This is a genomic window from Flavobacterium sp. 245 (genome assembly GCF_004362055.1).
GTDB lineage: Bacteria > Bacteroidota > Bacteroidia > Flavobacteriales > Flavobacteriaceae > Flavobacterium.
On the sequence record NZ_SNXB01000007.1, the window covers coordinates 221233 to 247923 of the forward strand.

General features: G+C 33.8%; 20 protein-coding genes. 7 read left to right on the top strand and 13 right to left on the bottom strand.

Annotation, left to right across the window (positions count from 1 at the left end):
• Nucleotides 1–25 precede the first annotated feature (25 nt).
• The 4 genes from EV145_RS14995 to EV145_RS15010 form a co-directional block, all read right to left on the bottom strand.
• Complete coding sequence (locus EV145_RS14995) at nucleotides 26–1246, bottom strand: glycoside hydrolase family 105 protein (protein WP_133526013.1); 1221 nt, start codon at nucleotides 1244–1246, stop codon at nucleotides 26–28.
• Between the two features lie 12 nt (nucleotides 1247–1258).
• Nucleotides 1259–2224: a DUF4861 family protein gene (locus EV145_RS15000; RefSeq protein ID WP_133526014.1), complete on the bottom strand. Its 966-nt coding sequence runs from the start codon at nucleotides 2222–2224 to the stop codon at nucleotides 1259–1261.
• 11 nt (nucleotides 2225–2235) lie between these two features.
• On the bottom strand, nucleotides 2236–3171 hold the full coding sequence (locus EV145_RS15005) for an alpha/beta hydrolase (protein ID WP_133526015.1): 936 nt from the start codon (nucleotides 3169–3171) through the stop codon (nucleotides 2236–2238).
• Nucleotides 3172–3381: 210 nt separating this feature from the next.
• Complete coding sequence (locus tag EV145_RS15010; RefSeq protein ID WP_133526016.1) at nucleotides 3382–4821, bottom strand: glycoside hydrolase family 28 protein; 1440 nt, start codon at nucleotides 4819–4821, stop codon at nucleotides 3382–3384.
• 287 nt (nucleotides 4822–5108) lie between these two features.
• On the opposite strand from EV145_RS15010, the gene EV145_RS15015 reads away from it, so the two are divergent.
• Nucleotides 5109–6137 (top strand): LacI family DNA-binding transcriptional regulator, encoded by a 1029-nt coding sequence (locus EV145_RS15015; protein ID WP_133526017.1) that lies wholly within the window; start codon nucleotides 5109–5111, stop codon nucleotides 6135–6137.
• A gap of 312 nt (nucleotides 6138–6449) precedes the next feature.
• On the opposite strand, the gene EV145_RS15020 is transcribed toward EV145_RS15015, so the two are convergent.
• The 9 genes from EV145_RS15020 to EV145_RS15060 all read right to left on the bottom strand — a co-directional run bounded on the left by EV145_RS15020 (nucleotide 6450) and on the right by EV145_RS15060 (nucleotide 17626).
• A complete protein-coding gene (locus EV145_RS15020; protein WP_133526018.1) occupies nucleotides 6450–8069 on the bottom strand; it encodes a UxaA family hydrolase in 1620 nt (539 codons plus the stop codon).
• Nucleotides 8070–8087: 18 nt separating this feature from the next.
• The gene (locus tag EV145_RS15025; protein ID WP_133526019.1) at nucleotides 8088–9536 is read right to left on the bottom strand and encodes a tagaturonate reductase; all 1449 of its coding nucleotides are present in this window, start codon (nucleotides 9534–9536) and stop codon (nucleotides 8088–8090) included.
• A gap of 215 nt (nucleotides 9537–9751) precedes the next feature.
• Nucleotides 9752–10423, bottom strand: a complete 672-nt coding sequence (locus EV145_RS15030; protein ID WP_133526020.1) for a bifunctional 4-hydroxy-2-oxoglutarate aldolase/2-dehydro-3-deoxy-phosphogluconate aldolase — start codon at nucleotides 10421–10423, stop codon at nucleotides 9752–9754.
• A gap of 9 nt (nucleotides 10424–10432) precedes the next feature.
• On the bottom strand, nucleotides 10433–11455 hold the full coding sequence (locus EV145_RS15035; protein WP_133526021.1) for a sugar kinase: 1023 nt from the start codon (nucleotides 11453–11455) through the stop codon (nucleotides 10433–10435).
• Nucleotides 11456–11631: 176 nt separating this feature from the next.
• Nucleotides 11632–13035 carry a glucuronate isomerase gene (uxaC, locus tag EV145_RS15040; RefSeq protein WP_133526022.1) on the bottom strand — a complete coding sequence of 468 codons (1404 nt, stop codon included), beginning with the start codon at nucleotides 13033–13035 and terminating at the stop codon, nucleotides 11632–11634.
• Between the two features lie 25 nt (nucleotides 13036–13060).
• Nucleotides 13061–13852 carry a gluconate 5-dehydrogenase gene (locus EV145_RS15045; RefSeq protein WP_133526023.1) on the bottom strand — a complete coding sequence of 264 codons (792 nt, stop codon included), beginning with the start codon at nucleotides 13850–13852 and terminating at the stop codon, nucleotides 13061–13063.
• A 5-nt stretch (nucleotides 13853–13857) separates the two neighbouring features.
• Entirely contained in the window at nucleotides 13858–14697 is an 840-nt protein-coding gene (gene kduI / locus EV145_RS15050) for a 5-dehydro-4-deoxy-D-glucuronate isomerase (protein ID WP_133526024.1), read from the bottom strand.
• 99 nt (nucleotides 14698–14796) lie between these two features.
• Nucleotides 14797–16113: an MFS transporter gene (locus tag EV145_RS15055; RefSeq protein WP_133526025.1), complete on the bottom strand. Its 1317-nt coding sequence runs from the start codon at nucleotides 16111–16113 to the stop codon at nucleotides 14797–14799.
• A gap of 43 nt (nucleotides 16114–16156) precedes the next feature.
• Nucleotides 16157–17626, bottom strand: coding sequence for an MFS transporter (locus EV145_RS15060; protein ID WP_133526026.1), 1470 nt, complete (start codon nucleotides 17624–17626; stop codon nucleotides 16157–16159).
• A gap of 374 nt (nucleotides 17627–18000) precedes the next feature.
• Here EV145_RS15060 and EV145_RS15065 point away from each other — a divergent pair, with 374 nt between their 5' ends.
• The 6 genes from EV145_RS15065 (at nucleotide 18001) to EV145_RS15090 (ending at nucleotide 26466) form a co-directional block, all read left to right on the top strand.
• Nucleotides 18001–18933 carry an alpha/beta hydrolase gene (locus tag EV145_RS15065; protein WP_133526027.1) on the top strand — a complete coding sequence of 311 codons (933 nt, stop codon included), beginning with the start codon at nucleotides 18001–18003 and terminating at the stop codon, nucleotides 18931–18933.
• A 592-nt stretch (nucleotides 18934–19525) separates the two neighbouring features.
• Nucleotides 19526–19840, top strand: a complete 315-nt coding sequence (locus tag EV145_RS15070; protein ID WP_133526028.1) for a hypothetical protein — start codon at nucleotides 19526–19528, stop codon at nucleotides 19838–19840.
• A 228-nt stretch (nucleotides 19841–20068) separates the two neighbouring features.
• Nucleotides 20069–20758, top strand: a complete 690-nt coding sequence (locus EV145_RS15075) for a hydrolase (RefSeq protein ID WP_133526029.1) — start codon at nucleotides 20069–20071, stop codon at nucleotides 20756–20758.
• Nucleotides 20759–20846: 88 nt separating this feature from the next.
• The gene (locus tag EV145_RS15080) at nucleotides 20847–22634 is read left to right on the top strand and encodes an amidohydrolase (RefSeq protein ID WP_133526030.1); all 1788 of its coding nucleotides are present in this window, start codon (nucleotides 20847–20849) and stop codon (nucleotides 22632–22634) included.
• Nucleotides 22635–22638: 4 nt separating this feature from the next.
• Nucleotides 22639–24006 carry an alginate export family protein gene (locus EV145_RS15085; protein ID WP_133526031.1) on the top strand — a complete coding sequence of 456 codons (1368 nt, stop codon included), beginning with the start codon at nucleotides 22639–22641 and terminating at the stop codon, nucleotides 24004–24006.
• A gap of 312 nt (nucleotides 24007–24318) precedes the next feature.
• Nucleotides 24319–26466, top strand: coding sequence for a CocE/NonD family hydrolase (locus EV145_RS15090; protein ID WP_166638466.1), 2148 nt, complete (start codon nucleotides 24319–24321; stop codon nucleotides 26464–26466).
• Nucleotides 26467–26691 lie beyond the last annotated feature (225 nt).

Sequence of the window (26691 nt, forward strand, 5' to 3'; positions counted from 1 at the left end):
TGTCGGGTTTGTTTAGGATTGCAACTTATCTGTTTAGTTCTAAAGCTGCTAAAATAAATGGTCCAGTAGCTTTTGGATCATTGTCTTTCTTTTTCTCTTTTACATAGTATTCGTAAGAACCATCTCTGTAGGGAGTTCCGCCCAAACCAGCAACTTGGCAAGCCTGAGTCAAAGTAATACCGCCATCAGCATCAACTTTTATCAATTTTGTTGTTAATCCGTCGAAAGCTTTGTTGGCTATTTTTTTATATTTAGCAGGCAAATATCCTTTATTAGCTCCTTTTGCAAAAGCATAAGCAAACATTGAAGATCCAGAAGCTTCTAGATAGTTACCTTCTTTTCCTACTTTGTCAGTCACTTGGTACCACAAACCAGATTTATCCTGAAATTTTGCAATACTTGCCGCTGCATTATTAAGGTATCCAACTAATTCTTTGTGTTTTGGATGCTCTTTTGGGAAATAGTCTAAAACATCAACAAGAGCCATAACGTACCATCCTAAAGCTCTCGACCAAAAGTTTGGAGAATTTCCCGTTTCTTTATTAGCCCAAGGCATTTTTTTGCTTGAATCCCAGCCATGATATAATAATCCTGTTTTAGGATCTGTTGCGTGAAGCTGAATTTCTTCGAATTGTTTTGCTACATCGTCTAAATATTTTCCGTTTTCAAAAGTAACCGTGTATTGCGCGTAGAATGGTTCGCCCATGTATAATCCGTCAAGCCACATTTGGTTTGGATAAATATTTTTATGCCAAAATCCACCTTCTGGTGTTCTTGGTTGTTCTGATAATTGTTTGCGAAGCAATTGCATTGCTTTCAAATATTTTTCTTCTTTTGTGGTTTCGTAAATATTAAAAAGCAAACGGCCAGAAACAACCATGTCGATATTGTATTTATCCAATTCGTATGATTTAATAGTTCCGTCATTTTGAACCAATGCATCAACATAACCTTTTACATAAACTGGATATCTTGGATCTGGGTTCTTTTTATAAAGTTCTTCAAAACCATGTAGAACCAAGCCATGTACATAATCCCATTTTGGTGCTTTTGAGTCGTCAATCATATACGCTTCAGGATGTCGTTTCATCAAAGTCAAAGCCATTTTATCTGACCATTTTGAATTCTTTGAAATCACGATATCTTTAGCAGCTGTTTCCTGTGAAATTGCTTTTGAGCTTGCAAAAAGCATAAAAAAAGCCACAACTGAAGATGTAAAATATGCAAGTTTTCTAGTATTTTCCATTTTAAAATATGTTTAAATTTTACCTTTTTTGTTCAAAATCTCTAATTTTTCATCTAAGTACTTTACGAAATCAGCCTGAGATTTAATTCCGTTTTTTTCTTGTTCCCACGCTCCCAAAAGATAAAATGACGTTTCTTTTGTTGATGGTTTAAATACTAAAAGATAATCCAATTCTGTATCTGCAATATTTTCAATTGTATTTACTTCATAAAAAATTGCCATTCCAAGTTTATCAGGAACTAAAGACTGTTCGCCATAAGTTGCTAAATAAGCCCATTTTTTATTTTTGCTTTCTTTTTTAAGCAATTCAGTGTTTTTTTGCTTTACAATTCCAGTACAAATTCCTTTAATTTCTTTTGAAGCCTGAATCGTATGTTTTGTATAAAGATCATCTGGTTTAATAGTCAAAGTCGATGTAAAATCAATTTTATCAGAAGCTGTTTTCCAGCCATAATAATTTACTTTTACTGAAGACTCGTTGGTTTTATTAGAAACCGTTGCAATTGTCGAATCTACTTCACGAAAGTGTAGTTTTTCATTATTTAAATAACGGTCAATAGACCCTATTCCGATTCCTTTTCCGGCTTTCAAAATATCCGCTCCCCAATCGCTCATTTCGTGATAAGAGTCAAAATTGTCCTGCCCCACTTTTGGCAAAATTATATCAGAAGTTTTCTTCCCGAAAATATCAATAGCATTTCTCCAATCTAAATACAAACGATAACCAATACGGTTATTTTCCCATCCTGGACCTTCGTAACGAATATCAAATGAGTGATCTGTGTGTTCTGGAGCCAGTTTTAATCGGTCAACATTTTTAAAAACTGTGCCACCAATGTACTTGCGACCTTCCCATTTTCCATCTGTTTTAGCCGAAACTTCAGCGTACGTTTTAGCCGTTTTGTCTTCAGATTTTTGAGCATTTGCAACTGTAAAACCAAGCAGGAATAAGGTTGCTATTTTAATTTTTGCTTTCATTCGTTTTATTATTATTTAAATATTTTGTCTAAAAAAGGTATTGTGTAACGCATCATCTCATCAAACCAAGGCTGAAAAAACCAGAATGAATGCGGAGAATCTTTAATCGTTTTTACTTCATTATAAATTTTATACTGATTTAGAATCGCAATCATATCATCTCTTCCGGCATGAAATCTATCGAAACTGCTGTTTATAAAGAGAATCGGAGGCGTATTTTTATCCGTATGACTTAGAGCTGATGCCTTTTTCCAGTTATCAGGATTGTCTTCATAAGTTCCTTTTAACCAAAACGATGCCATTTCTCCTTCTTGAGATTCTGGATGCTTAAAAGCTAAAATTCCGTCTATATCAATAATGGCATTAACTTTTGAAGAAGATTTACTTTTAAAACTTGAATCTTCAAAAGCCGTATTCTCATTTGTTGTGCCAATAAGAGCTGCCATTTGGCCACCTGAGGAACATCCTAAAACCGTAATTTTATTAGGATCAACATGGAATTTCTTAGCATTATCTTTTATGAACTTAATGGCATTTTTGACATCATAAACTGCTTCTGGATATTTTGCTTCTAAAGATAATCTGTACTCAACCGGAAAACAAGAATACCCTTTTGAAGCAATTTCCTGCGCCATGATCTGCATCTGACTTTTATTTCCAGATCTCCAACCACCGCCATGTATCATAATAACAGCTGGATTTGCTTTTTTTGGAGTATAAAAATAAGCATCTAAATGCAATGCTCTGTTTTCTATTTGATTATAAACAAGATCATTTATCTGAGTAACGTTTTTATCCTTTTTCTCTGTAGCGATTGTAATAAAAGGATACTTTTTAATCAATTTATTGTAAGTACTTTTAACTGTGTATGAAGTATCAATACTGTATTGGCTCTGAACCGTCACAGCATTTAAAAGCAGCAATAAAAACAACATTTTATTTTTCATTTCTGAGCTTTTAATTTTTAGTTAAGAAAGGAGTTCGATACTGGATCAAACTCCTTTTTTAACAACTTCAAAAAACAACTTTCATAAAAAATTATCAAATCATTACTAACCAAGATTTTCGAAAAATAAAAAAACAAAACTGCTTTTTATTTCATTTGATAATTATTGAAAGTTCACAAATTGGTTTGGTTAAAAGTGTAGTTAAGTGGTTTAATTTTTAATTGATTCCATCTTTTTTCCGTTGATGTAGGTATTTATAAAATTTACCTTTTTTACATTTTTCAGAGAATAAACCGAATCTACTTTTGTGATTGTAACATCTTTAAATGTTATATTTTCAATTGGTGATTCTTTGTAGCCATCAGCTAAGATCCCAAATTTTCCTCCATTTTTAACCTTTACATTTTCAAGGCTGATATTTTTAATTGTCGGAATATAATTTCCAACCTGACTTCCATATATATCATAGAACATTGTCACTCTCAGAACACATTCTTTTACGGTTCCAACTTCTATATTTCTAACGTAAATATCTTCGGTAGTGCCGCCACGCTTCGAATTTGTTTTGATTCTGATGGCACGATCCAATTCTGGACTGTCCATTACACAATTTTCAACATAAACATTATTTACACCGGCCGTTATTTCGCTTCCCATAACAACGCCACCGTGGCCGTCAATCATTTTGCAATTTTGAACAATGATATTTTTACTCGGAATACCAACTCTTCTTCCATCAGCATCACGTCCCGATTTAATTGCAATACAATCATCGCCGGTATTAAAAGTGCAGTTTTTAATAATTACATTTTGAGAATATTCAGGATCACAGCCGTCATTATTTGGTCCGTGACTATTTACAGTCACGCCATCAATAATTACATTATTAGATTTTAGCGGATGCAAAATCCAAAAGGGCGCATTAACAACTGTGACATCTTTTACTAGAACCGTATTACATTCAAAAAACTCAATAAAATTAGGGCGCAAATAATGTCCTTCACCAAAAATACGTTCGGCAACCGGGACACCTTTTTCTGCCATTTCAACTAAATTATCACGATTTAAAGGGTCGTGCTGTGATGGCTGTCCTTTATCCCATCCATATCTTTTACTGCCGCACCATGGCCACCAATTTGTATTATTTGCTTGCCCGTTTAAAATTCCTTTTCCGGTTATCGCAACATTCGTTTTATTTCTTGCAGAAATAAGAGGCGAATGGTTCATCAATTCTGTTCCTTCCCATGAAGTATGAATCAAAGGATAATCTTTAGAATTAGTACTAAAAAGAATTTCGGCCTTATCTTCTAAATGCAGATCAACATTGCTTTCTAAATGAATTGGCCCTGTTAAATATTTTCCGTTTGGCACTAAAACTTTGCCTCCGCCATTTGCAGCGCATTCTTTAATTGCTTTTTCAAAAGCCAGCGTGTTCATCGTTTTTCCGTCTGCGATGGCTCCAAAATCATTTATATTATACGTCTTATTTGCAAAATGCGTTTCTGGCATGCTTTTTACAATTAATTCCATCTTTTTCCATGGATCCGTTTCAGAAACGCTCGAAACTTGTTTTCCGCATGATAGTATCAGCAAAGAAAATGCTCCAAGAAATGAGATTGATTTTAACGCTATACTCTTATTTGTAATCATTTACGCAGTAATTTATAATTCAAGCCAGCAAATCGCCTAGCATTATGTAATCGATTACACGAAAGTATAAAATTTGTTTCTACAGAACAAATTTATTTAGAAATAATTTATATATTTAATTTTTATTTGCAATAATAATTACACTTATGGTAAAAAAACACATAATTTTTTATTATTGTAGAGTTGCAAACGTTTTAGTTATTAATTATGTAATCGATAACAAAAAATATTGATATATATAAAAAAAATGTATTTTTGTCTTAAATTAATTCTGAAAACCTTTTTGAATGAGCGAAAAAATAACCATTTATGATATTGCCAAGAAATTGAATATCACTGCCGCTACTGTTTCCAGAGCTTTAAATAATAATCCTAAAATTAAAGAAAGCACAAGGGATCTGGTTATTAAAACCGCTGCATCGATGAACTATAAGCAAAACAAACTTGCTTTGGCATTAAAAAGTGGACGAAGTAATAATATAGGTGTAATTGTTCCTCGTATTGACAGCAACTTTTTCGCATCTGTTATCAGGGGAATTGAAGAAGAACTTCATCCGCATGGTTATCAGGTCATTATTTGCCAAACACACGAGAGTCCAAAAAGAGAAAATGAAAATCTATACACGTTAATTGACGCTCAGGTTGATGGTATTATGATGTCGGTTACTGATGTGACTGACGAAAATAACGGTGCTTTTCATTATGTTTTAGAAAAAAACGTTCCGCTAATCTTTTTTGACAGAAGCAAACATATTGACGGAGTAAGCTCTGTAACTATTAATGACTTTAAAGGTGGTTATGTGGCGACCAAACATTTAATAAATGAAGGTTGCCGTGCAATTGCACACTTTTCAGGAGATCAGTCTCTTGAGATTTTCAAAAACAGGTTTTTAGGCTATAAACAAGCATTGCTTGACAACGGAATGACCTTTAAAGAAGAATACGTAATTCATACTAAAAGTAGTGTTGATGCTGGAAAAGAAGCTATTGATGTTTTATTGGCATTGGATACTCCTCCTGACGCTTTATTTTCTGCCAGTGATTTTGCCGCTTTAGGAGCCATTCAAGTACTTAAAGAAAGAAATATAAGCATTCCTAAAGAGTTTTGTGTTGCAGGTTTCAGTAATGAACCTTTTACTAAATTTATGGAATTGTCGATCACTTCTGTTGATCAATCACCTCTTGAAATGGGAAAAATGTCAGCCCGAGTTTTCTTAGAACAGGTAGACAAAACTGATACAATCAAAATCGAAAAAAAGGTGGTTCTCGCACCAGAATTACATATTCGTAAATCGTCGTCAAGAACCAGCTCTTAGTTTTTAAGATACATCTTCAACATTTAGAGACGCACAGCAGTGCGTCTTTTTTTTTACGTTATAAGTTATATAAGCAAATATAAAATCCATTAATGATAAAGTCATAATAGCCATCGCTATTCTTAGATAGTGCTTTAAGTTAGCCTCGAATTGCACGAATTTTATAATTGTGACTACTTGTGCTACTGTTTATAGAATTGTTTCTCGATTCAATAATTAGTAAAAGTCCGTGTAATTCGATGCAGAAAAAATGATATAAAAAAAAGAGACGCACTGCTGTGCGTCTCTACATGTATGTGTCCTTTTTTTATCTTATAAAGAAACTCCTCTTTTCCAAGGAATAAATACATCTTGTTTCAACTGGTCTGCTTTTGTTTCCACGTTTCCGCTCGCCAATTCTATAATGTAATCTACTATTTCTGCTCCAACCTCGGTAATGGTTTTTTCACCAGTAATCACCGTTCCGGCATTTACATCGATAATATCAGACATTCTATCAATTAATGCCGTGTTCGAAGAAATTTTTACAACGGGTGCAATCGGATTTCCCATCGGATTTCCTAAACCTGTGGTAAATAAAACAACTGTTGCGCCCGATCCAACCAATCCTGTGGTACATTCTGCGTCATTTCCTGGCGTATTTAAAAGATTTAATCCTGGTTTTGAAATATATTCTCCGTAATCTAAAACATCTACAACAGGTGAGGTTCCACCTTTTTTAGCTGCGCCAGCAGATTTCATTGCATCTGTAATTAATCCGTCTTTGATGTTTCCCGGAGATGGATTCATATCAAACCCTGAACCTGCATCTACAACTGATTTTTCAAAAGCTTTCATTAAAGTTAAAAACTTATCAGCTTTTTCTTCGTCCACACATCTATTCATCAATTCTTGCTCAACGCCACATAATTCTGGAAACTCTGCCAAAATTGTTTTCCCTCCCAAAGCTGCAAAAATATCTGAAACAATTCCTAATGCCGGATTAGCAGAAATTCCGGAAAATCCGTCAGACCCTCCACATTCTAAACCAATACTTAGCTTTGAAAGAGGAGCAGGTTTGCGTTCAATTTTGTTGGCTCTTTTAATGGCTTCATAAGAATCTTTAATCACCATTTGAAACATTTGATCAGTAGTTCCAATTTGTTGTTGCTCATAGATCAAAATTTCTTTATCACTATTCGGACTCATTTCTTTCAATGCCTTTTTAAAAATATCAACTTGCAAATTTTGGCAACCTAAACTTAAAACAGTTGCACCTGCAACATTTGGGTTGTTCACATATCCTGCAAGCAGTTTTGCCAACAATTCTGAATCTTGTCGAATCCCTCCACAACCACCTTGATGATTGATAAATTTTACTTCGACATTATCTAAAAGATTTTCATTTAAATTTTTATCCGAAACTTCTTCTACGCTTTTTTCTTCAATTAAAGAGCGTAACAAATTTTTATAAGAAACTTCTTTTTTGGGCATTAATTCGTTTTCAAAAATATCTTTCAGTTTTTCGATATTTTTGTTTTCGCAAAAAACCAATGGAAAAAACAACCAAACGTTTTTGGTTCCAACTTGTCCATCAGTACGGTGGTATCCGTTGAAAGTTTTATCTTTCCAACGATCTACATTTGGTGGAGTCCAACCTAAATTTCCGTTTTTACCAAAAACTTTTTCACTTTGATGTTTTACATTTTCGGTGGTAATTACTTCTCCTTTTTTTATAGGTTTAGCAGCTTTTCCAACCAAAACACCATACATTATAATATCATTACCAATTGAAAAATCTTTCTCTGCGATTTTATGTTTTGCTTTAACATCAGTTGTTGGTGAGACAGTGGTTCCTTCAAACATAATTTGTTCGTTTTGTACCAAATCGGTTAAAGCGACAATTACGTTATCTGCTGGGTTGACTTTTATTAATTTTTTTTGAGTTGCCATAACTATTGTATGTAATTCTTAATTTAATTGTTTTTGAAAATTGATGAAACCCTGCTCTACGCCATTGGCATCAATTTCTTCTAAAGCTTTGGCAATTGATTCTGTAAGAGAAGGAATTTCAGTCAAATCTTCATCCCAGAAACTTTTATTTTGCAAAGTCAATCTCGCTATTTTATTATAATCATCTGACGTCCAAAGTCCGTTAAAGAACGAAACAATATCTTCACTGTCTTGAACTGGCAAAGTTTCACCTTTCCAAGTTCCTTTATAAAAACGAATTAAAGCCGCAAATGCAAAAGTTAAATGAACAGGCAGTTTTTTGTGAACATCAACATAATCCGTTAAACTTGGCAATACACGAACTTTAAATTTAGAAATAGAATTTAAAGCAATAGAAGACAATAAATGCTTGATGAAAGGATTTCTGAAACGGTCTAATATTTCTTCAGAGAAACTTGCTAGTTCCGCTTTATCCATATTTAGAGTTTCATTGATTTCATCAAAAACCGCTTTATTTACAAACTCGCCTGTAAAAGCATTATCAACAGTTTCTTTTACAGTTTCATTTCCGTAAAGCAATGAAAATGGAACCATTGCAGTGTGCGCACCATTCAAAATTCTAACTTTTCGCGTACGGTATGGCTGCATATCAGCCACAATTTTCACATCTAAATCTGTTTTTTCAAACGGAAGTTTCGCTTTTAATTTATCATCTCCTTCAATTACCCATAAAAAGAAACTTTCGGCACTTACAATCAAATCATCTTTATAAAGAAGCTGACTGTTGTATTCTTCAATTTGGTCTTTTGGATAACCCGGAACAATTCTATCTACTAAGGTATTATGAAAAGAACAATCATCTGTTAACCATGATTTGAATGCTGCTTCCAGATTCCAATCATCACTATATTTCAAAACAATTTCCTTTAAAGTATCTGAATTATAATTAATTAATTCACAAGGAATAATTGTTAGCGCCTTCGATTTATCACCATTAAAATGCTTAAATCTTTCATACAAAAGTACGGTTAATTTAGCAGGAAAAGAAACTGGAGGTTGCATAGAAGGCTTATCAGACTCGATATATTCTATTCCAGCTTCAGTTGTATTAGAAATAATAAATTCTAATTCTTCTTCTTTGGCTAAAGCCAAAAATTCCTGAAAAGAAGCATAAGGATCAACAGCTTTTACAATATTTGTAATTAATTCTTTTTCCTGAATTTCCTCACCTTTTTTAACACCTTTCATGAATAAAGTATACAGACCATCCTGATCATTAATCATATTCACTAATCCTCTGTCAATAGGCTGTACAACTGCAATTCCTGCATTGAAATCGGCTTTTTTATTTAATTCTTGAAAAGCATATTCTACAAAAGCTCTCAAGAAATTTCCTTCTCCAAACTGCACTATTTTTATCGGAAGTTTATGTGAAAACTCCGTATTTGATCTGTTTATTTTTTCCATTATAAATTCATTTGAGCGTTATAAATAACCACTTTCAATACCTTATTCATTTTTTTTCGGCCTTATATTGTAAAAGAAACATTACACCTGAAAGAGTAAAATAAATCCTGCTGTGAGGAGTGACAAGATTTATTTTGCAAGCGTAATGTTCAATTACAACATCTAAAACTCTAAAAAAAACCGCATGCCAAATAAGGAATTGGTATGATCATTCCCTATTTATTTTTAATATTTTTAATGATCTCCAAAACCTGACTTACTTTAGCCTGCAAGCCGTCAAAATCTTGTTTATCAAGTATATCTTTTGAAATTAACTGCGAACCTAAACCAACACAAGTTGCTCCGGCATTTAGCCATGAACTTAAACTCTCAACCGTTGGATAAACACCACCTGTCGGCATAATGTTCGTCCAAGGACATGGTCCTTTTATCGCTTTAATGAACTCTGGTCCATAAATATCAGCTGGAAACAATTTTACAATTTCACAGCCCAATTCTTCTGCTCTGGCAATTTCAGAAAGCGTTCCGCAACCTGGTGACCACAACACTTTACGGCGATTACAAGCAATTGCGATATCTTCCCTAAAAACTGGAGTTACAATAAAATTTGCTCCTAAACTCATATACAGTGAAGCTGAAGCGGCATCTGTAATCGAACCAACTCCCAACATCATTCCTGGTAATTCAGCCAAAGCATATTTGTTCAGTTCACCAAAAACTTCATGAGCAAAATCGCCTCTGCTCGTAAATTCCATTAAACGTGAACCACCATCATAACAGGCTTTTAGCACTTTTTTGCTTAATGCTATATCAGAATGAAAAAACAACGGAACCATACCGTTTTCTTTCATTTGCTGCGCGACCTCAATTCTTGAATATTTTGCCATTTTTATTTTTTATCTTGATACTAATGCCGAACCATCGCCATCAATCATATTTTCAACTTCTTTCAATGTCACCAAGTTATAATCACCTGCGATAGTATGCTTTAAACAGCAGGCTGCAACAGCAAAATCCAATGCTCTTTGATTATTATTTTGATATTGCAGTAAACCGTAAATTAATCCGCCCATAAATGCATCCCCGCTTCCTACGCGGTCAACTACAGGCGTTACTTCTTTAACTGCTGCGCTGTAAATTGCTTTTCCGTCGTATAAAATCCCGCCAATTCTTTGATGAGAAGCACTAACAGAATAACGCAGTGTCGTTGCAACAACTTTAAGATTCGTAATCTCTTCAAACAATTTATCGTACACTGCTGGAAGTGTTTTTTCATCTTGGTAATTAGGATTTACTTTAGGAATTCCCAACATAAAATACGCTGTATCAATATCTCCTAAAATAACATTACTATATTTTAGCATTTCTGGCATAACCTCGCTTGGCGTTTTGCCATACTGCCACAATTTTGATCTATAATTTAAATCGCAGGAAATTGTAATTCCTTTTTTGTGCGCCACTTTAATTGCTTCTAAACAAGCTTCGGCGGCACTTTGGGAAATAGCAGGCGTAATACCGCTCCAATGAAACCATTCAGCACCTTCTAGAACTTTTTCCCAGTCAATATTTCCTTTTTGAATAGTTGCCATCGAGCTGTGTGCACGATCGTAAACTACATTGCTTCCGCGAGTTCCTGCACCTGTTTCAAGAAAATAAATTCCCAAACGCTCTCCTCCATAAACAATGTTTTTAGACTCGACATTCATTTTTCTGATTTCTTTTAATGCAGAAAAACCAATTTCGTTTTCTGGTAATCTGGTAACAAATTCTGCATTCACGCCATAATTCGCCAAAGAAACAGCTACATTAAATTCTCCACCACCATACGTAGCACCAAATGCTGTAGATTGCGAAAAACGTAAATGTCTTTCTGTCGATAAACGCAACATAATTTCTCCAAATGAAACTACTTTACTCATATTAATTTTATTTTTACCAGTAAGTTTTTTTTTCTTTTTACCATTAAGATATTAAGAGAATTAAGCTTTCATACTTAATCATTTTTCTTCTTTTATCATTAAGAGCATTAAGCTTAATGTTCTTTGTTTTTACCATTTCAACTTAATTAACTTAATCTCTTAATGGTAAAATATATTTAGAATTTGAAATATTCTTTTGCATTATTGTATGAAATATCAGAAACTAATTTTCCAATCCATTCCATGTCATTTGGCAGTTCTCCACGTTTGATTTCATCTCCAAGAAGATTACATAAAATACGTCTGAAATATTCGTGTCTTGGGAATGATAAAAAGCTTCTAGAATCTGTAAGCATTCCAACAAAACAGCTGATTAATCCCATATTAGAAAGCGCATTTAACTGCTTTGTCATTCCGTCTTTCTGATCTAAAAACCACCATCCAGAACCAAATTGTACTTTTCCGCGAACGCTTCCGTCGTTGAAATTTCCAATCATAGTTGCCATTACTTCATTATCTGCAGGATTTAAATTGTAGATAATCGTTTTTGACAATTTATCTTTACTATCTAAAGCATTTAAAAAACTTGATAATTTTTGCGCTTGCGGATAATCTCCAATAGAATCCCATCCAGTATCTGGACCTAAAATTCTATGCATACGCGCATTGTTGTTTCTTAAAGCCCCTAAGTGAAACTGCTGTACCCATCCAAATTCATGATACGTTTCAGATAAGAATAATAAAATGGCACTTTGGAATTTCAATGCTTCTTCTGGAGTCAAAACTCCATTTTCTCTTTTCTTTTTGAAAATAGCGCTTACTTCATTTTCAGTGAAATTCTCAAAATAAATTTGATCAAGTCCGTGATCGCTTAATTTACATCCGTTTTCATTAAAGAATTCAATTCTTTTTCTCAGTGCTGCACGTAAATCAGTATAAGTTTCGATTGCAATACCTGACACTTCCCCCAAAGTATCAACATATGCGTTATATCCATCATTAGAAATTAAAATCGCTTTATCAGGTCTGAAAGCTGTACTCATTTTAGTCCCAATTGGGTTTTGAGCCAATTTTTTATGAAACTCTAAACTATCAATTGGATCTTCAGTTGTACAAACCAATTCGGCATTTACTTTTTTAAGAAGATTTTGCGTGCTGTAAGCTTGCGAATTTATTTTTTCAGAAGTTTCGATATAAATCTTCTCAGCCGATTTTTCATTCAAAAGATCATAAATATCAAAATAGCGAGCCAATTCCAAATGTGTCCAGTGATACAAAGGATTACGCATTGTGTACGGAACTGTTTTTCCCCAGTTTAAGAACTTATCTTTATCAGATCCATTTCCTGTTACAAACTGCTCGTTAATTCCTAAAGTACGCATTGCACGCCACTTGTAGTGATCTCCGTTAATCCAAACCTGCGTAATATTGTCAAAAATTTTATCTTCGGCAATAAACTGTGGGTTTAAGTGATTATGGTAATCAATAATTGGCTGGTTTTTAGAATAATTATGATATAATTCTTCAGCAAATTTATTTTCTAATAAAAAATTATCGTTTATGAATGTATTCGCGCTCATGTCTTCTTTAAATAAAAATTGAGAATTATTCTTCGTTTGATGGTTTTCCAATTGTAGCTAGAATACCGCCGTCAACGTATAAAATGTGACCATTTACAAAATCACTAGCTTTTGAAGACAAAAATATTGCCGCACCAGCCAAATCACTTGGATCACCCCATTTTGCCGCCGGAGTTCTGCTGATGATAAAATCATTAAAAGGATGTCCATCAACTCTAATAGGTTTTGTTTGTTCTGTTGCAAAATATCCAGGCCCAATTCCGTTGATTTGAACATTGTATTTTGCCCATTCTGTTGCCATATTTTTAGTCAGCATTTTCAAGCCGCCTTTTGCTGCAGCATATGCAGAAACCGTATTTCTTCCCAACTCACTCATCATCGAGCAAATATTGATAATCTTGCCTTCTCTTCTTGCGATCATGCCTTTTGCAACATGCTTCGAAACAATAAACGGACTTACTAAATCAATATCAATTACTTCTCTGAAATCAGCAACTTCCATTTCAATCAACGGAATTCTTTTAATGATTCCGGCATTGTTGATTAAAATAGCGATTGGACCAACTTCGTTTTCAATTTTCTGAACAGCTTCTGCAACTTCTTTTTCTTCAGTTACATTAAACTTATATCCTACAGCATTTATTCCTTCACTTTTTAATTCATTTACAGCATCATCAATTTTTTGCTGTGAAGAATTTCCGTTCACAACAATTGTCGCTCCCGCTTGACCTAATCCTTTTGCCATTGCCATTCCCAGTCCGTGTGTACTTCCTGTGATTAAAGCAACTTTTCCATTTATATCAAATAAGTTTGTCATAATTCTTATCTTAAATCTGTGATTTTACAAACATCCATATCTCCATAATCTAAATTTTCACCTGCCATTCCCCAAATAAAAGTATAATTACTAGTTCCTGAACCAGAGTGAATTGACCATGGTGGAGAAATAACTGCTTGATGATTGTTCATCCAAATATGTCTTGTTTCTTGTGGCTGTCCCATAAAGTGACAAACGGCCTGATTTTCTGGAACATCTAAATAGAAATAAACTTCCATTCTACGATCGTGTACGTGCGCTGGCATTGTATTCCAAACACTTCCTGGGTTTAATTCTGTCATTCCCATTTGCAATTGGCAGGTTGTTACTACACTTCCAATAATCATTTGATTTACTGTACGGTGATTCGCAGTTTCCATTGCACCTAAGTTTAATTTATTTGCTTCAGCCAAACTTACTTTTACCGTTGGGTAAGTTGTGTGAGCTGGTGCCGAATTGATATAATACTTAGCTGGATTACTAGCATCAGTACTTTTGAAAATTACTTCTTTATTACCGCTCCCGATGTATAAAGCATCCTTAAAACCTAACTCATAAGTTGTTCCTTCAACGACAACAGAACCGTTTCCTCCAACATTGATAATACCTAATTCTCTTCTTTCTAAAAAATAAGGCGCTTTCAACGGATCAATTGTTTCTAAAACCAAATCTCCTTTTACAGGTACTGCAGATCCAGCAATATATCTATCATAGTGAGAATAAACTAAAACAACTTCATCTTCCTGCATTAAGTCATCAATTAAGAATTCTTCTCTCAATTGTTGTGTGTCATATTTTTTTACTGCTTCGGGGCTAGACGCGTATCTTGAACTATATTTTGTCATAATTTCTAAATTAATGTAATCGATTGCACAAATTTAATTTTTTATATTGAAAAACCATAATTCAAACCAAAAAATTATTTCACTTAAACCTATTTTTCTTTACAATTCTACTTTTTTCATTTTTGGAACCAGTATATGCATGATAAGCCATGCTAGTAAATAAGAACATCCACAAATGCAGAACATAATAAAGTATCCCGTTTCGATTTTACCAATTTTTGTATAATAAACGAACATATTTTTTTGAACCACCAAAGTTAGTAGAATACCTCCTAGAGCACCGAACATCCCTCCCATTCCCGTAACAGAAGCTGTGGCTTTTTTAGGAAACATATCTGAAACCGTAGTAAAAATATTAGCACTCCAAGCCTGATGCGCAGAAACAGCCAAACCAATAACTAAAACGGCCCACCACATATTTATGGTTCCTAAATATTGTGAAAACAAAACCGGCAAAACTGCAAACGCATAGAGCAACATACTTGTTTTGCGAGCTTTAAAAGCCGGCCAATTATTATTGATTAATTTCAAAGGAAGCCAGCCACCGCCAATACTTCCCACGCTTCCAATCATGTAAACAAGGGCGCAAGGCCAAATAATTTCTGTCGCTGTAAGTTTGTATTCCTTCATCAAAAAATCTGGAAGCCAAAATAAATAAAACCACCAAACCGGATCTGTCAGCAATTTACCAATTGCAAATGCCCATGTTTGACGAAATGACAACAATTTTATCCATGAAACTTTTTCTGCTGAATCTTCTACTGTAGTTTCATTCTGATCAGCAGTTATGTATTCTAATTCTGCTTGAGACAGACGTTTTTGTTTTTGAGGCACTTCATATAATAAAAACCACAACAAAAGCCAAACAAAACCAACAATACCGGTTAAAATAAACGCCCATTGCCAGCCATAATTTTCAGCAATATACGGCACCGTTAATGGCACAATGATCGCACCAATATTACTTCCCGAATTAAAAATTCCAGTTGCCAATGCTCTTTCTTTCTGCGGAAACCATTCGGCTGTTGCTTTTATCGCCGCCGGAAAATTTCCTGCTTCTGTAATTCCTAAAAATACGCGTGCTATTAAAAAACCACCTGTTCCTGTTGCCAACGCATGACCAATTGCTGCCAAACTCCACAAACCAGTTGCAATTGCATAGCCTAATTTTGTACCTAATTTATCAATAATTCCACCTGCAACCAGCATTCCAAGCGCATAAGCAATTTTAAACGCCAATTCAATATTCGAATAATCAATAACATCTTGTTCAGGTGTCCAATGAAAAGCTTCTGCCAAAAAAGGTCTAAGGTAACTTATTACATTTCTGTCTAAATAATTGACAGTCGTTGCAAAAAAAACTAAACTACAAATAGTCCAGCGGTATTTTCCTATTGCTTCATTAGCTTGATTCATGGTTGGTTGGTTTAAATTGGTTGGTTAGTCAGTAAAAATCTTTTTAAAGATCTGTAATCGGGCTGTATTTTGGAACCAATGATTTCATTACCATCCAGCCTATTAAATAACAAACGGCACAGATCGAAAATATGATAAAATATCCAGCTTCAATTCCTTTAAATCCCATAAAAAGCATATTAGTATCTTTAGCGTAATCAAACAAAACTCCTGATCCCTTATTGATTACAGTTGAACCAATTCCGCCCGCCAAACCACCAATTCCTGTAATGGTTGCAATTGCTTTTTTAGGAAACATATCTCCTACAGTTGTAAAAATATTTGCCGACCAAGACTGATGCGCAGCACCTGCAATTCCAATAATAATTACCGGAATCCAATAACTGATATACCCTAATGGCTGTGCTATCAATGCTAATAATGGGAAAAATGCAAAAATCAACATCGCTCTCATCCTTCCTTCGTACGGATTCATTCCTTTTTTCTCTACGAAATAAGTTGGAAGCCAACCACCAATAATTGACAATAAAGTGATCATGTACAGTACAAATAATGGCAATGCCGCTTCAGTAGAATCCATTCCGTAAACAGAACTTAAATAAGCTGGAGTCCAGAACAAGAAAAACCACCAAACACCGTCTGTCATGAATTTACCAAACGCAAAAGCCCATGTCTGTTTGTATTTAAAACATTCTTTTAATGATACTTTTGAAGAAGTTTCTGGAACAAAACTTTCTAGTTTGCTTTCAGCAATATCATCTTGCTGAATATAAGCCAATTCTTCCTTAGATACATTTTTATGATTTTCTGGTTTATCATACATGAAAAGCCAAAATCCCATCCAGATAAATCCTAATGCTCCAATAATAATAAAAGACATTTCCCAGCCAAAAGATTTAGCAATAAAAGGGATTGTAACTGGCGCTGCCAAGGCCCCAACTGTTGCACCAGCATTAAAAATACTAGTTGCAAAAGCCCTGTCTTTTTTTGGAAAATATTCTGCTGTAGTTTTGATTGCAGCTGGAAAGTTTCCGGCTTCACCAACTGCCAGAACGAAACGTGCAAAAATAAATAAATCGACACTTACACTGATTACCAATGAAGTATCACTTATAGATGAAATCACTTCTTTTGAACCTTCAAAACCTAATAACCAATTTCCAGTAATAATTCCCGAAGTTGCAATGCCACAAAAAGCATGAAGACAAGCACCTATAGACCAGATTCCGATTGCCCAAAGAAATCCTTTTTTAGTATCCATCCAATCTACAAATCGTCCAGCAAACAGCAATGAAACTGCATAAAAAATAGAAAACAATGCGGTTATATTTCCGTAATCATTATTAGTCCAATGAAATTCTGGCGCAATAAAATCGCTCCATGTCAGCGAAAGAACCTGACGGTCTAAATAATTGATTGTAGTTGCAAAAAATAGCAACCCACAAATGCTCCATCGATATTTTCCTATTGATTTGCTGCTTTGGCTGGTAGTAACTGAATCTTTTTGGCTCATGGTTATTGTAAAAATTTAGGTTTTTTAGTTAGTTTGTTTTATCCCTCAATTCGAATTTAAAAGCACTAAAAAACAATGATTTAATACAAATAAAACAAATTAATGTAATCGATTGCACAAATATAGTTTTTAATCTTTATAAACCAAATAAATTATATAAAAAATTATTTTATCCTATTAAATAAACATATAGAATAAAAAAAATACCACAATATTACATATTAAACAATATATTTGTTAAATATCAAAGTACCAAATTCATCCGTTTAAAGTGCTAAAATTGTCCTGAAACAGGAACACTCACTTACCAGTGCTTTTACAATGTTTTTCTCTTAGAATAAAGTAAATCAATTCCTTATATTTAAATTAAAAAAATGAAAGCCATTTTTTACCCTAAATCACTCATTATTCTCGTTTTGCTTACTTTAACTATTAATCAGATTCAAGCGCAAAGCCAAACAATTCCTTTATGGAGCAAAATTCCGGATGAAATTATTTCTGCAGATTATCAAGAAAAGCAAACTATAAAAGATGGAATTCTTCAAAGCACAAGTTTTGTTACAATTCCAACTTTAAGCATTTTTATTCCGAAAGATGTTAAACCAAACCAGACCGCTGTAATTATTTTTCCTGGCGGTGGCTATTCTCACCTTTCTATGGATAAAGAAGGAACAAAAGTGGCAAACTGGCTGAATAGTTTAGGAATTACCGCCTTTGTTTTAAAGTATCGTCTGCCAAGCGATTTAATCATGAAAAACAAAAACATTGGACCGCTACAGGATGCTCAGGAAGCAATGCGTTACGTACGTGAAAATGCTTTAAAGTGGAATATCGACAGCAATAAAATTGGTATAATCGGATTTTCAGCTGGTGGTCATCTCGCATCAACTTTGGCAACACATTATGATGACAAAATTTATGAAACAGCATCAAAAACTAGTGCACGCCCTGATTTTTCGCTTTTAATTTATCCTGTTATTTCCATGGAAAATAATATCACGCACAAAGGATCACAAACTAATTTATTAGGAAACAATCCATCGCAAACTTTGATTGATTCTTTTTCAAATGATAAAAAAGTAACACCGCAGACTCCTCCCGCTTTTTTAATACACGCAACAGACGATACTGCAGTTTTACCCGAAAACAGTATCAATTATTATCTAGCACTCAAAAAAAACGGAGTTACATCTGAGTTACATTTATATGAGAATGGAGGGCACGGTTTTGGTCTAGGGGTAAAAGATACTAGCAAGAACTGGACAAAAGATTGCGAAGAATGGCTTAAAATTCACGGATATTACTAAATAAAAAAAAGGGCTTTTAGATTGGCTAACGTGTAACCAAATCTAAAAGCCCGTTAAAAATTTTGACTTCTTGTATTTATCTTGCAAATTTATACAATGTACCCACGATCAATGAATATGTCAAACTTCTAAAATAAAACTTGTTTCTCCAAAAACTAGTAATAATCCATAGAAATCTTTAATGATGATTAAAAAAGGCAAAAACATCTTAAATCTCTATTTCTATACCACAAATTTACCCAGCTGTAAAACGAAAACATTACGGTTTTCCTCATTCAAACAAAATATTTTTATTGCCTTTCAAGTTTTTGGCTTAAAAAATCACCTAATAAACTGATATTAAGCAATTAACAATCTTAAATATCAAAACCAAAAATTTTCAAAAAAATAAAATTTAACTTTCTCTTTACATTATTTCTTATCCTAGATTAACAAACAATCTTACAAGATCCTTATACATTTGTAAAACAATTTAAAAGTTCAAGGAAATGATTGTTTTGAAAATGATCAAAAATCAGAAAAATCATTTCTTGTTCTAGATTAAGTTGAAACAATTTTAATTATAATAATTTTGTCATGTAAATTAGTAATTATGAAAACATTTGAATTCTTAATACTCGGAAAAAACGAGCCAATTTTAGAGATACTGACTAGGCTTGTAAATGCATACGAAGAATGGAACGCAATACCTTTTGATGATGAAAATTTAGCACAAGAATATTTTCTTAAAAACAAAATCGATATTGTTCTTTTGAGTTCCGGAATCGAAGATCATGTCGAAAAACAATTTACATCTTTCTGCATAAAAGCACAGCCAGATGTAGAAGTAATAGAACATTTTGGAGGTGGAAGCGGTTTGCTAAGATCCGAGATCCTCCACAGATTACATTTGAAGGGAAAAATTTAGGTATCAGTATTTTTCTCTTTTAAAATTCATTAAAAGCTTTACAATAACACATTAACGAATATCCAATTTTTATTGACGATATATCGCTAGGATTTCTATTGCCTTTTCTGAAAAACCTTTTAAAATCAACACATTACAAACAAGGCATTTAATTTGAATGCAAAACATTGAAAATCAAATACAAAATATTTTTTTAAACCTTTTAATTAACAACAAAATCACATTATCATGAAAAAATTAATCCTTACAGCAGTTTTAGTATTAGTAACATTTATTGGATTCGCTCAAAAACCAAGTCCAGCGTTATTAGACCCAACAAATCATACTTTAGTTTTAATAGATTACGAAAGCCAAATGGCCTTTGCAGTAAGCAACATTCCAATCGATCAGCTTAGAAACAATACCGCTCTTGTAGCCGGAGCATCAAAAATATTCAAAGTTCCAACTATTGTAACAACTGTTGCAGAAAAATCATTCAGCGGACCTGTTTTCAGAGAAATTGAAGAATTCTACCCACAAAAAACGTCTAATTATATTGACCGTACCACAATGAATACTTGGGAAGATGCTCCAGCACGCAAAGCGATTATTGCAGCAGGTAAAAAGAAAATCGTTTTTGGCGGTTTATGGACAAGTGTTTGTATTGTTGGACCTGCTCTATCTGCAATCAACGAAGGTTATGATGTTTATGTAATTACAGATGCAAGCGGAGACGTTTCTAAAGAAGCGCACGAAATGGCCGTAACTCGTATGGTTCAGGCTGGTGCACATCCAATCACTTCATTACAATATTTATTAGAATTACAACGTGACTGGGCTCGTCAAGAAACTTATGTACCTGTGACTGATTTGGTTAAAAAATATGGTGGTGCTTACGGTGTTGGTGTACAATATGCACACGAAATGCTTAAACATTAATTCATAGAATTGTTCTTGGTTGGTTATCTAAAAAGGCTGTTTAAGTTACAGCCTTTTTTTTCTCCAAAACTTAATTAAAACCATTATTATGAAACCACAAACCTTACTATCAGCTTTACTTTTAATTCTATCGTTGCCAATTTTCGCTCAAGGCAAAAGTGCCACACTTATCGTTCATCATGCTGTTATTCACACTTTAGATGATAAAAACACAATCGTTGAAGCTATGGCTGTCGCCGATGGGAAAATCCTGAAAACAGGAAAAAACAGCGAAATCTTAAAATTAAAAAACAAAAAAACAACAGTAATCGACGCTAAAGGAAAAACCATTATTCCCGGAATATTTGATTCTCACATGCACATTATCCGAGGCGGAAGATTTTACAATACCGAATTACGCTGGGACGGCGTTCGTTCCTTAAAAAAAGCTTTGGCTATGCTAAAAGAACAAGCACAAAGAACTCCAAAAGGACAATGGGTTCGAGTGGTTGGCGGATGGAACGCTTATCAGTTTGAAGAAAAAAGACTGCCGACTTTAGCCGAAATCAACGAAGCAACAGGCGATGTTCCTGCTTTTATTCTTCATTTATACGGACATGCTTATTTAAACAAAGCGGGTTTAGAAACTTTAAAAATTGATGCCAATACGCCAAATCCAAATGCGGGATTAATCGAAAAAGATCCTAACGGAAATCCAACTGGATTATTAGTTGCAGAACCAAATGCATTCATCTTATACTCTACTCTTTCTAAACTTCCGGAATTATCTCCAGAAGAGAAAACAAACTCCACAAAACAATTTATGACCGAAATGAACCGTCTTGGGGTAACAGCCATTATGGACGCTGGAGGTGGATTTCAAAACTTTCCAGACGATTATGGTGTAACAAACGGATTGTGCAAAAACAGCGATTTAACAGTTAGAATGCCTTATTATTTGTTTGCTCAAAAAGCAGGAACAGAATTAAACGATTACACAAAATGGATGCAGACAGTCGAAATTGGCGAAGGCTGTGACGACGATCATCATTCAGATAAAGTAGAATATCATGTTCAGGGTGCAGGAGAAAATTTAGTAATGAGTGCCGGAGATTTTGAAAACTTCGATAAACCTAGACCTGAATTAAGTCCGGCGATGGAAGGTCAATTAAAAGAAGTTTTATCCTTATTAGTAAAAAACAGATGGCCGTTTAGAATTCACGCCACTTATAACGAAAGCATTACCCGATTTTTAAATGTAATTGAAGACATTAATAAAGAAACCCCTTTAAACGGACTCTTATGGTTTTTTGATCACGGAGAAACGGTTTCGGTTGAAAATTTAAAAAGAATCAAAGCTTTAAACGGAGGTTTGGCGATTCAACACAGAATGGCATATCAAGGAGAAAGCTTTATAAAAAGATATGGAAAAACGGCTGCTGCAAACACGGTTCCGCTTAAAAAGATTCTTGACATGGGAATCAAAGTCGGAATGGGGACCGACGGAACCCGTGTTGCCAGCTACAATCCGTGGGTGGGCCTATATTGGCTCACAACTGGAAAAACTTTAGCCGGTTTAAAATATATGAACGACGAAAATATTGTAGACAGGACTACCGCTTTAAAATTATTCACTTATGGAAGCGCACAATTAATAAATATTGAAAAAGATAGAGGAATGCTCACAGCAGACAAACTAGCCGATTTTGCAATTCTTTCTGACGATTATTTCTCTACTTCTGAAGAAAAAATCCTAAACATCGAATCGAAACTGACAGTCGTAAACGGAAAAGTAGTTTATGCTGACAATGACTTTAGAACTTTTGCAGACGAAAAACCAAAAGCAATTCCAGACTGGAGTCCGGTAAATTATTTTGGAGGTTATCAAAAAAATTAAACCAATGAAAACGTTATTCCGAATATTGTTGCTTTTGGGATTCTTTTACACCGCAAATGCACAACAAAAAATAGCATTCCAAAAGCTGCGATATGACGATGATTTGACTTATTTAAAAGATTCTACCAGAAATTGGTACGAAAAAATCAAATACATTCCGCTTGGCCAAAACAGTAAATATTACGCCACTATTGGCGGTGAAGCAAGATTACAATATACATACACCGTAAACGACAAATGGGGCGATGACTCTGATGAAGGCGATGGTTATTTACTTTCCCGCTACTTGCTTCATGCCGATGTTCATTTGGGAGCTTTCAGAACTTTTGTGGAACTACAAAGCAGTTTGGCCAACAGCAAAATTGACCCGAGTCCGGTTGATGAAAACGAATTGGATTTTCATCAGGCCTTTTTAGATGTCGATTTTATTCATAATGAAAACGAGCGATTGGCATTGCGTTCAGGAAGACAGGAAATGTCATACGGATCACAACGTTTGATTGCTGTTCGCGAAGGCCCAAACAACCGACTAGCATTTGATGCGATTAAACTATTTTATAAAAAAGATAATTGGCAAACCGATGCTTTTTATACACATCCCGTTGCCAATAAACAAGGAACTTTTAATGACAGTTTCAATGAAAATGCACAATTCTGGGGAAATTATACTGTAATTCACAAAGTACCTTTTATTCAGAATATCGATTTTTATTATTTAGGATTATGGAAAAACAGAGCCATTTTTGATGATGCCATTGGAGAAGAAAATCGCCAATCCATTGGAACCCGAATCTGGAAAAACAAAGGAAATTGGAAATATGATTTTGAAGGATTATATCAATTCGGAAACATAAATCAGAAATCAATCTCAGCATGGACGCTGTCCTCATTTGCCTGTTATACTTTCACAGAAGTAAAATTTAGTCCTGAAATTGGATTGAAAACAGAGATTATTTCCGGAGATAAACATTCAGATGACAATCATTTGCAAACTTTTAATCCGTTATATCCAAGAGGCGCTTATTTTGGATTAGTGGCTTTAATTGGTCCTTCTAACTTAATTGACATTCATCCTTCCATTAATTTTACTTTAACCGAAAAATTAGGCCTCGGATTGGATTATGATATTTTTTGGAGAGAATCAATTAGCGATGGTATTTATGCACCAAATATGCAATTACTATATTCCGGAAAAGATACTACTGAGCGTTTTATAGGCTCCCAATTGATTGCTAATTTAGATTACACTGCGAATGATTTCCTTGCTTTTACATTAGAATCGGGTTGGTTTAACGCAGGTTCCTTTTTAAAAGAGGTTGGAACCGGAAAAGATTATTTTTATGCAGCGTTGACAGCGCAATTTAAATTCTGATGTTAAAGAATCCTAGATTCTAGATATTTTGTAGGGATGGATTTCAATCCATCCTATAGCAAAAGATTATTTTTATGCAGCGTTGACAGCGCAATTTAAATTTTAAATACAATTAAAACCTTTACCTGTTTTATAAGAAATTTAAACTATTTTTGAGAAGACAAATTTAAACCAAAACCTCAAAAATAATTCCCAGGCATGACGAAAAATATCCTAATACTATTGATTTGTTTCTCTTTTCAAATAGCAACTTCACAAAAAATATATTTCGATAAAACTCAATTCAGTGATAGTATCAGTATTAGTAAAAATATGCCTTTACTGGCAAAAAAAGTAGCACCGATCTATAAAAATGCAAACAAAGCAACGTTTTTAGACAGTTATGCCAGAATACAATTTGTTGCCGGAGATTACAAAGAGATGGAACGAAGTTTTGTTAACTACTCGCAAGACATACTGGGTGATAGCATCGTAAATAGACCTATGGGATTTATTTATAAAACGTATGCCAGAACCATTACAAAAGCACCTAACTCAAAATCAGATTTTGAAAAAACCTTTACAACTGAATTTTACAGATTATACAATAGCTTTGATAAAGATGGAAAAAATTGGACTGAAAGTTATTATGAAATAAAATTGGATGAAATGAAAACCAATTTTGAATCGCGGCTAAAATCCGCACAAAAAAGTGATAGTATTAGCACAGAAGATGCAGCACTTTTATGCCGTCATTATTCACGTTATTTTATTTACAGCAAAACGCTTTCTATCGCAAGTAAAATAATTCAAAAAATAGAAGCAGACACTTATATAATCGATAAAAACATCATTATAACATTACCAAACAAAAGCACAATTTCTGGTACTATGGTCAGATATAGAAATGTATCCGAGCCACAACCTGTGGTAATGAAGTATAATATCTATGCTGGAAACGAACTAAGTCAATGCAAAGAAATAGCCAGCATGGGTTATGTTGGTTTTATAGCCAATACAAGAGGTAAAAATTTAAGCAATGACCCAATTGAGCCTTACGAACACGATGGCGATGATGCTTATTACATTCTGGATTGGGTTAGCAAACAACCGTGGTGCAATGGAAAAATTGGGTTATATGGCGGGAGTTATCTTGGATTCGCACAATGGAGCGCCATGAAAAAAGTGCATCCAGCTTTAAAAACAATTGTTCCTTTAGTATCTGTTGGTGCAGGAATTGACTTTCCGATGCAAAATGGTATTTTTATGAGTTATGCCTTAAGATGGATCCACTACGTGGCTAATAATAAATTAACAGATCTTGGTGATTTTCAAAACAGCAAAAAATGGGATGAAGTTTTTTCTCAATATTATAAAAACGGCAGTAGTTTTAGAACGTTAGATCAAATCGAAGGCAATACTTCTCCGTTGTTTCAAAGATGGTTAGATCATCCAACATATGATGCTTACTGGCAAAATATGACACCTCAAAAAGAAGCTTTTGCCAACATCAATATTCCTATTTTAAGCACTACGGGATATTATGATGACGATCAGCTTGGCGCTATGTACTATTACAATCAATATCAGAAATACAATAAAACGAACAACTATTATTTAATAATTGGGCCTTATGATCATGGAGGTTCGCAAGGTTATCCCAAAAAAGAATTAGGAGGATATGCGTTAGATGAAGCCGCAAATATTCCAATTAATGCTATTATTTTCCAATGGTTTGATTATATATTAAAAGATGCAAAGCGTCCGGATATTTTAAAAGATAAAGTAAACTTTGAAATTATGGGCAAAAACGAATGGAAAAGTGTTCCGTCGTTAGATAAAATGCACAATCAGGATCTTACTTTTTATCTTAGCAGCAAAGACACTAAATATTCGTTGCAAAAAACAGCTCCTAAAAAAGTAACCTCTATTAATCAAATTGTTGATTTTAAAGATCGTTCTGAAATCAATATTTACAATGACAATTATGTAAATGGGTTTCCTAATGTTATTGATTCTATTATTAAGCCTGAAAAACATTTGTTAGTTTTTGAAAGTGATCCAGTTTTACAATCCATAATTATAAGCGGTTCACTAAAAGCTTCCTTAAAAATAAGCAGTAATAAAAAAGACATTGATGTTGAATTGCAACTTTATGAAAAAACAGCAAACGGCCAATATTTCGCTTTAAGCAATAACATTCAAAGAGCAAGTTTAGCAAAAGATAGAACCAAAAGACAATTATTAGTACCAAACAAAATCGAGACTATCGATATCGATCAGACTTTTATCACTTCTAAAGAATTACAAAAAGGAAGTTCAATTGTTATCGTTTTGGGCGTTAATAAAAATCCAAATTGGGAAGTAAATTACGGTTCAGGTAAAGATGTAAGTTCTGAAAACATGGCCGATGCTAAAGATCCATTAGAAATAAAATGGTACACAAACAGTTCTATTGTGCTTCCAATTTTAAAACAATAATTGATGATGAACGATAAGAAAATAACTCGTTTATTAAAATTATTATTAGGCTGCCTTATCTTGATTTTATTTTCATGGCTTTTATTTATTTTCCTCGATAAATTTGATCTTTATAACAGTGCTTTTGGAATTTTCATTTATTATATATCTTATTTTACAGCTATTATATCTTTTTATTTAGGAATTATAGTATTCCTTTTATTATTTTTTTTAGTACTATGGAAA

Bases quoted from the DNA above. Each gene is read 5' to 3' on its own strand.
- EV145_RS14995 (WP_133526013.1), bottom strand. From the start codon at position 1,246: ATGGAAAATACTAGAAAACTTGCATATTTTACATCTTCAGTTGTGGCT.
- EV145_RS15000 (WP_133526014.1), bottom strand. From the start codon at position 2,224: ATGAAAGCAAAAATTAAAATAGCAACCTTATTCCTGCTTGGTTTTACA.
- EV145_RS15005 (WP_133526015.1), bottom strand. From the start codon at position 3,171: ATGAAAAATAAAATGTTGTTTTTATTGCTGCTTTTAAATGCTGTGACG.
- EV145_RS15010 (WP_133526016.1), bottom strand. From the start codon at position 4,821: ATGATTACAAATAAGAGTATAGCGTTAAAATCAATCTCATTTCTTGGA.
- EV145_RS15015 (WP_133526017.1), top strand. From the start codon at position 5,109: ATGAGCGAAAAAATAACCATTTATGATATTGCCAAGAAATTGAATATC.
- EV145_RS15020 (WP_133526018.1), bottom strand. From the start codon at position 8,069: ATGGCAACTCAAAAAAAATTAATAAAAGTCAACCCAGCAGATAACGTA.
- EV145_RS15025 (WP_133526019.1), bottom strand. From the start codon at position 9,536: ATGGAAAAAATAAACAGATCAAATACGGAGTTTTCACATAAACTTCCG.
- EV145_RS15030 (WP_133526020.1), bottom strand. From the start codon at position 10,423: ATGGCAAAATATTCAAGAATTGAGGTCGCGCAGCAAATGAAAGAAAAC.
- EV145_RS15035 (WP_133526021.1), bottom strand. From the start codon at position 11,455: ATGAGTAAAGTAGTTTCATTTGGAGAAATTATGTTGCGTTTATCGACA.
- uxaC (WP_133526022.1), bottom strand. From the start codon at position 13,035: ATGAGCGCGAATACATTCATAAACGATAATTTTTTATTAGAAAATAAA.
- EV145_RS15045 (WP_133526023.1), bottom strand. From the start codon at position 13,852: ATGACAAACTTATTTGATATAAATGGAAAAGTTGCTTTAATCACAGGA.
- kduI (WP_133526024.1), bottom strand. From the start codon at position 14,697: ATGACAAAATATAGTTCAAGATACGCGTCTAGCCCCGAAGCAGTAAAA.
- EV145_RS15055 (WP_133526025.1), bottom strand. From the start codon at position 16,113: ATGAATCAAGCTAATGAAGCAATAGGAAAATACCGCTGGACTATTTGT.
- EV145_RS15060 (WP_133526026.1), bottom strand. From the start codon at position 17,626: ATGAGCCAAAAAGATTCAGTTACTACCAGCCAAAGCAGCAAATCAATA.
- EV145_RS15065 (WP_133526027.1), top strand. From the start codon at position 18,001: ATGAAAGCCATTTTTTACCCTAAATCACTCATTATTCTCGTTTTGCTT.
- EV145_RS15070 (WP_133526028.1), top strand. From the start codon at position 19,526: ATGAAAACATTTGAATTCTTAATACTCGGAAAAAACGAGCCAATTTTA.
- EV145_RS15075 (WP_133526029.1), top strand. From the start codon at position 20,069: ATGAAAAAATTAATCCTTACAGCAGTTTTAGTATTAGTAACATTTATT.
- EV145_RS15080 (WP_133526030.1), top strand. From the start codon at position 20,847: ATGAAACCACAAACCTTACTATCAGCTTTACTTTTAATTCTATCGTTG.
- EV145_RS15085 (WP_133526031.1), top strand. From the start codon at position 22,639: ATGAAAACGTTATTCCGAATATTGTTGCTTTTGGGATTCTTTTACACC.
- EV145_RS15090 (WP_166638466.1), top strand. From the start codon at position 24,319: ATGCCTTTACTGGCAAAAAAAGTAGCACCGATCTATAAAAATGCAAAC.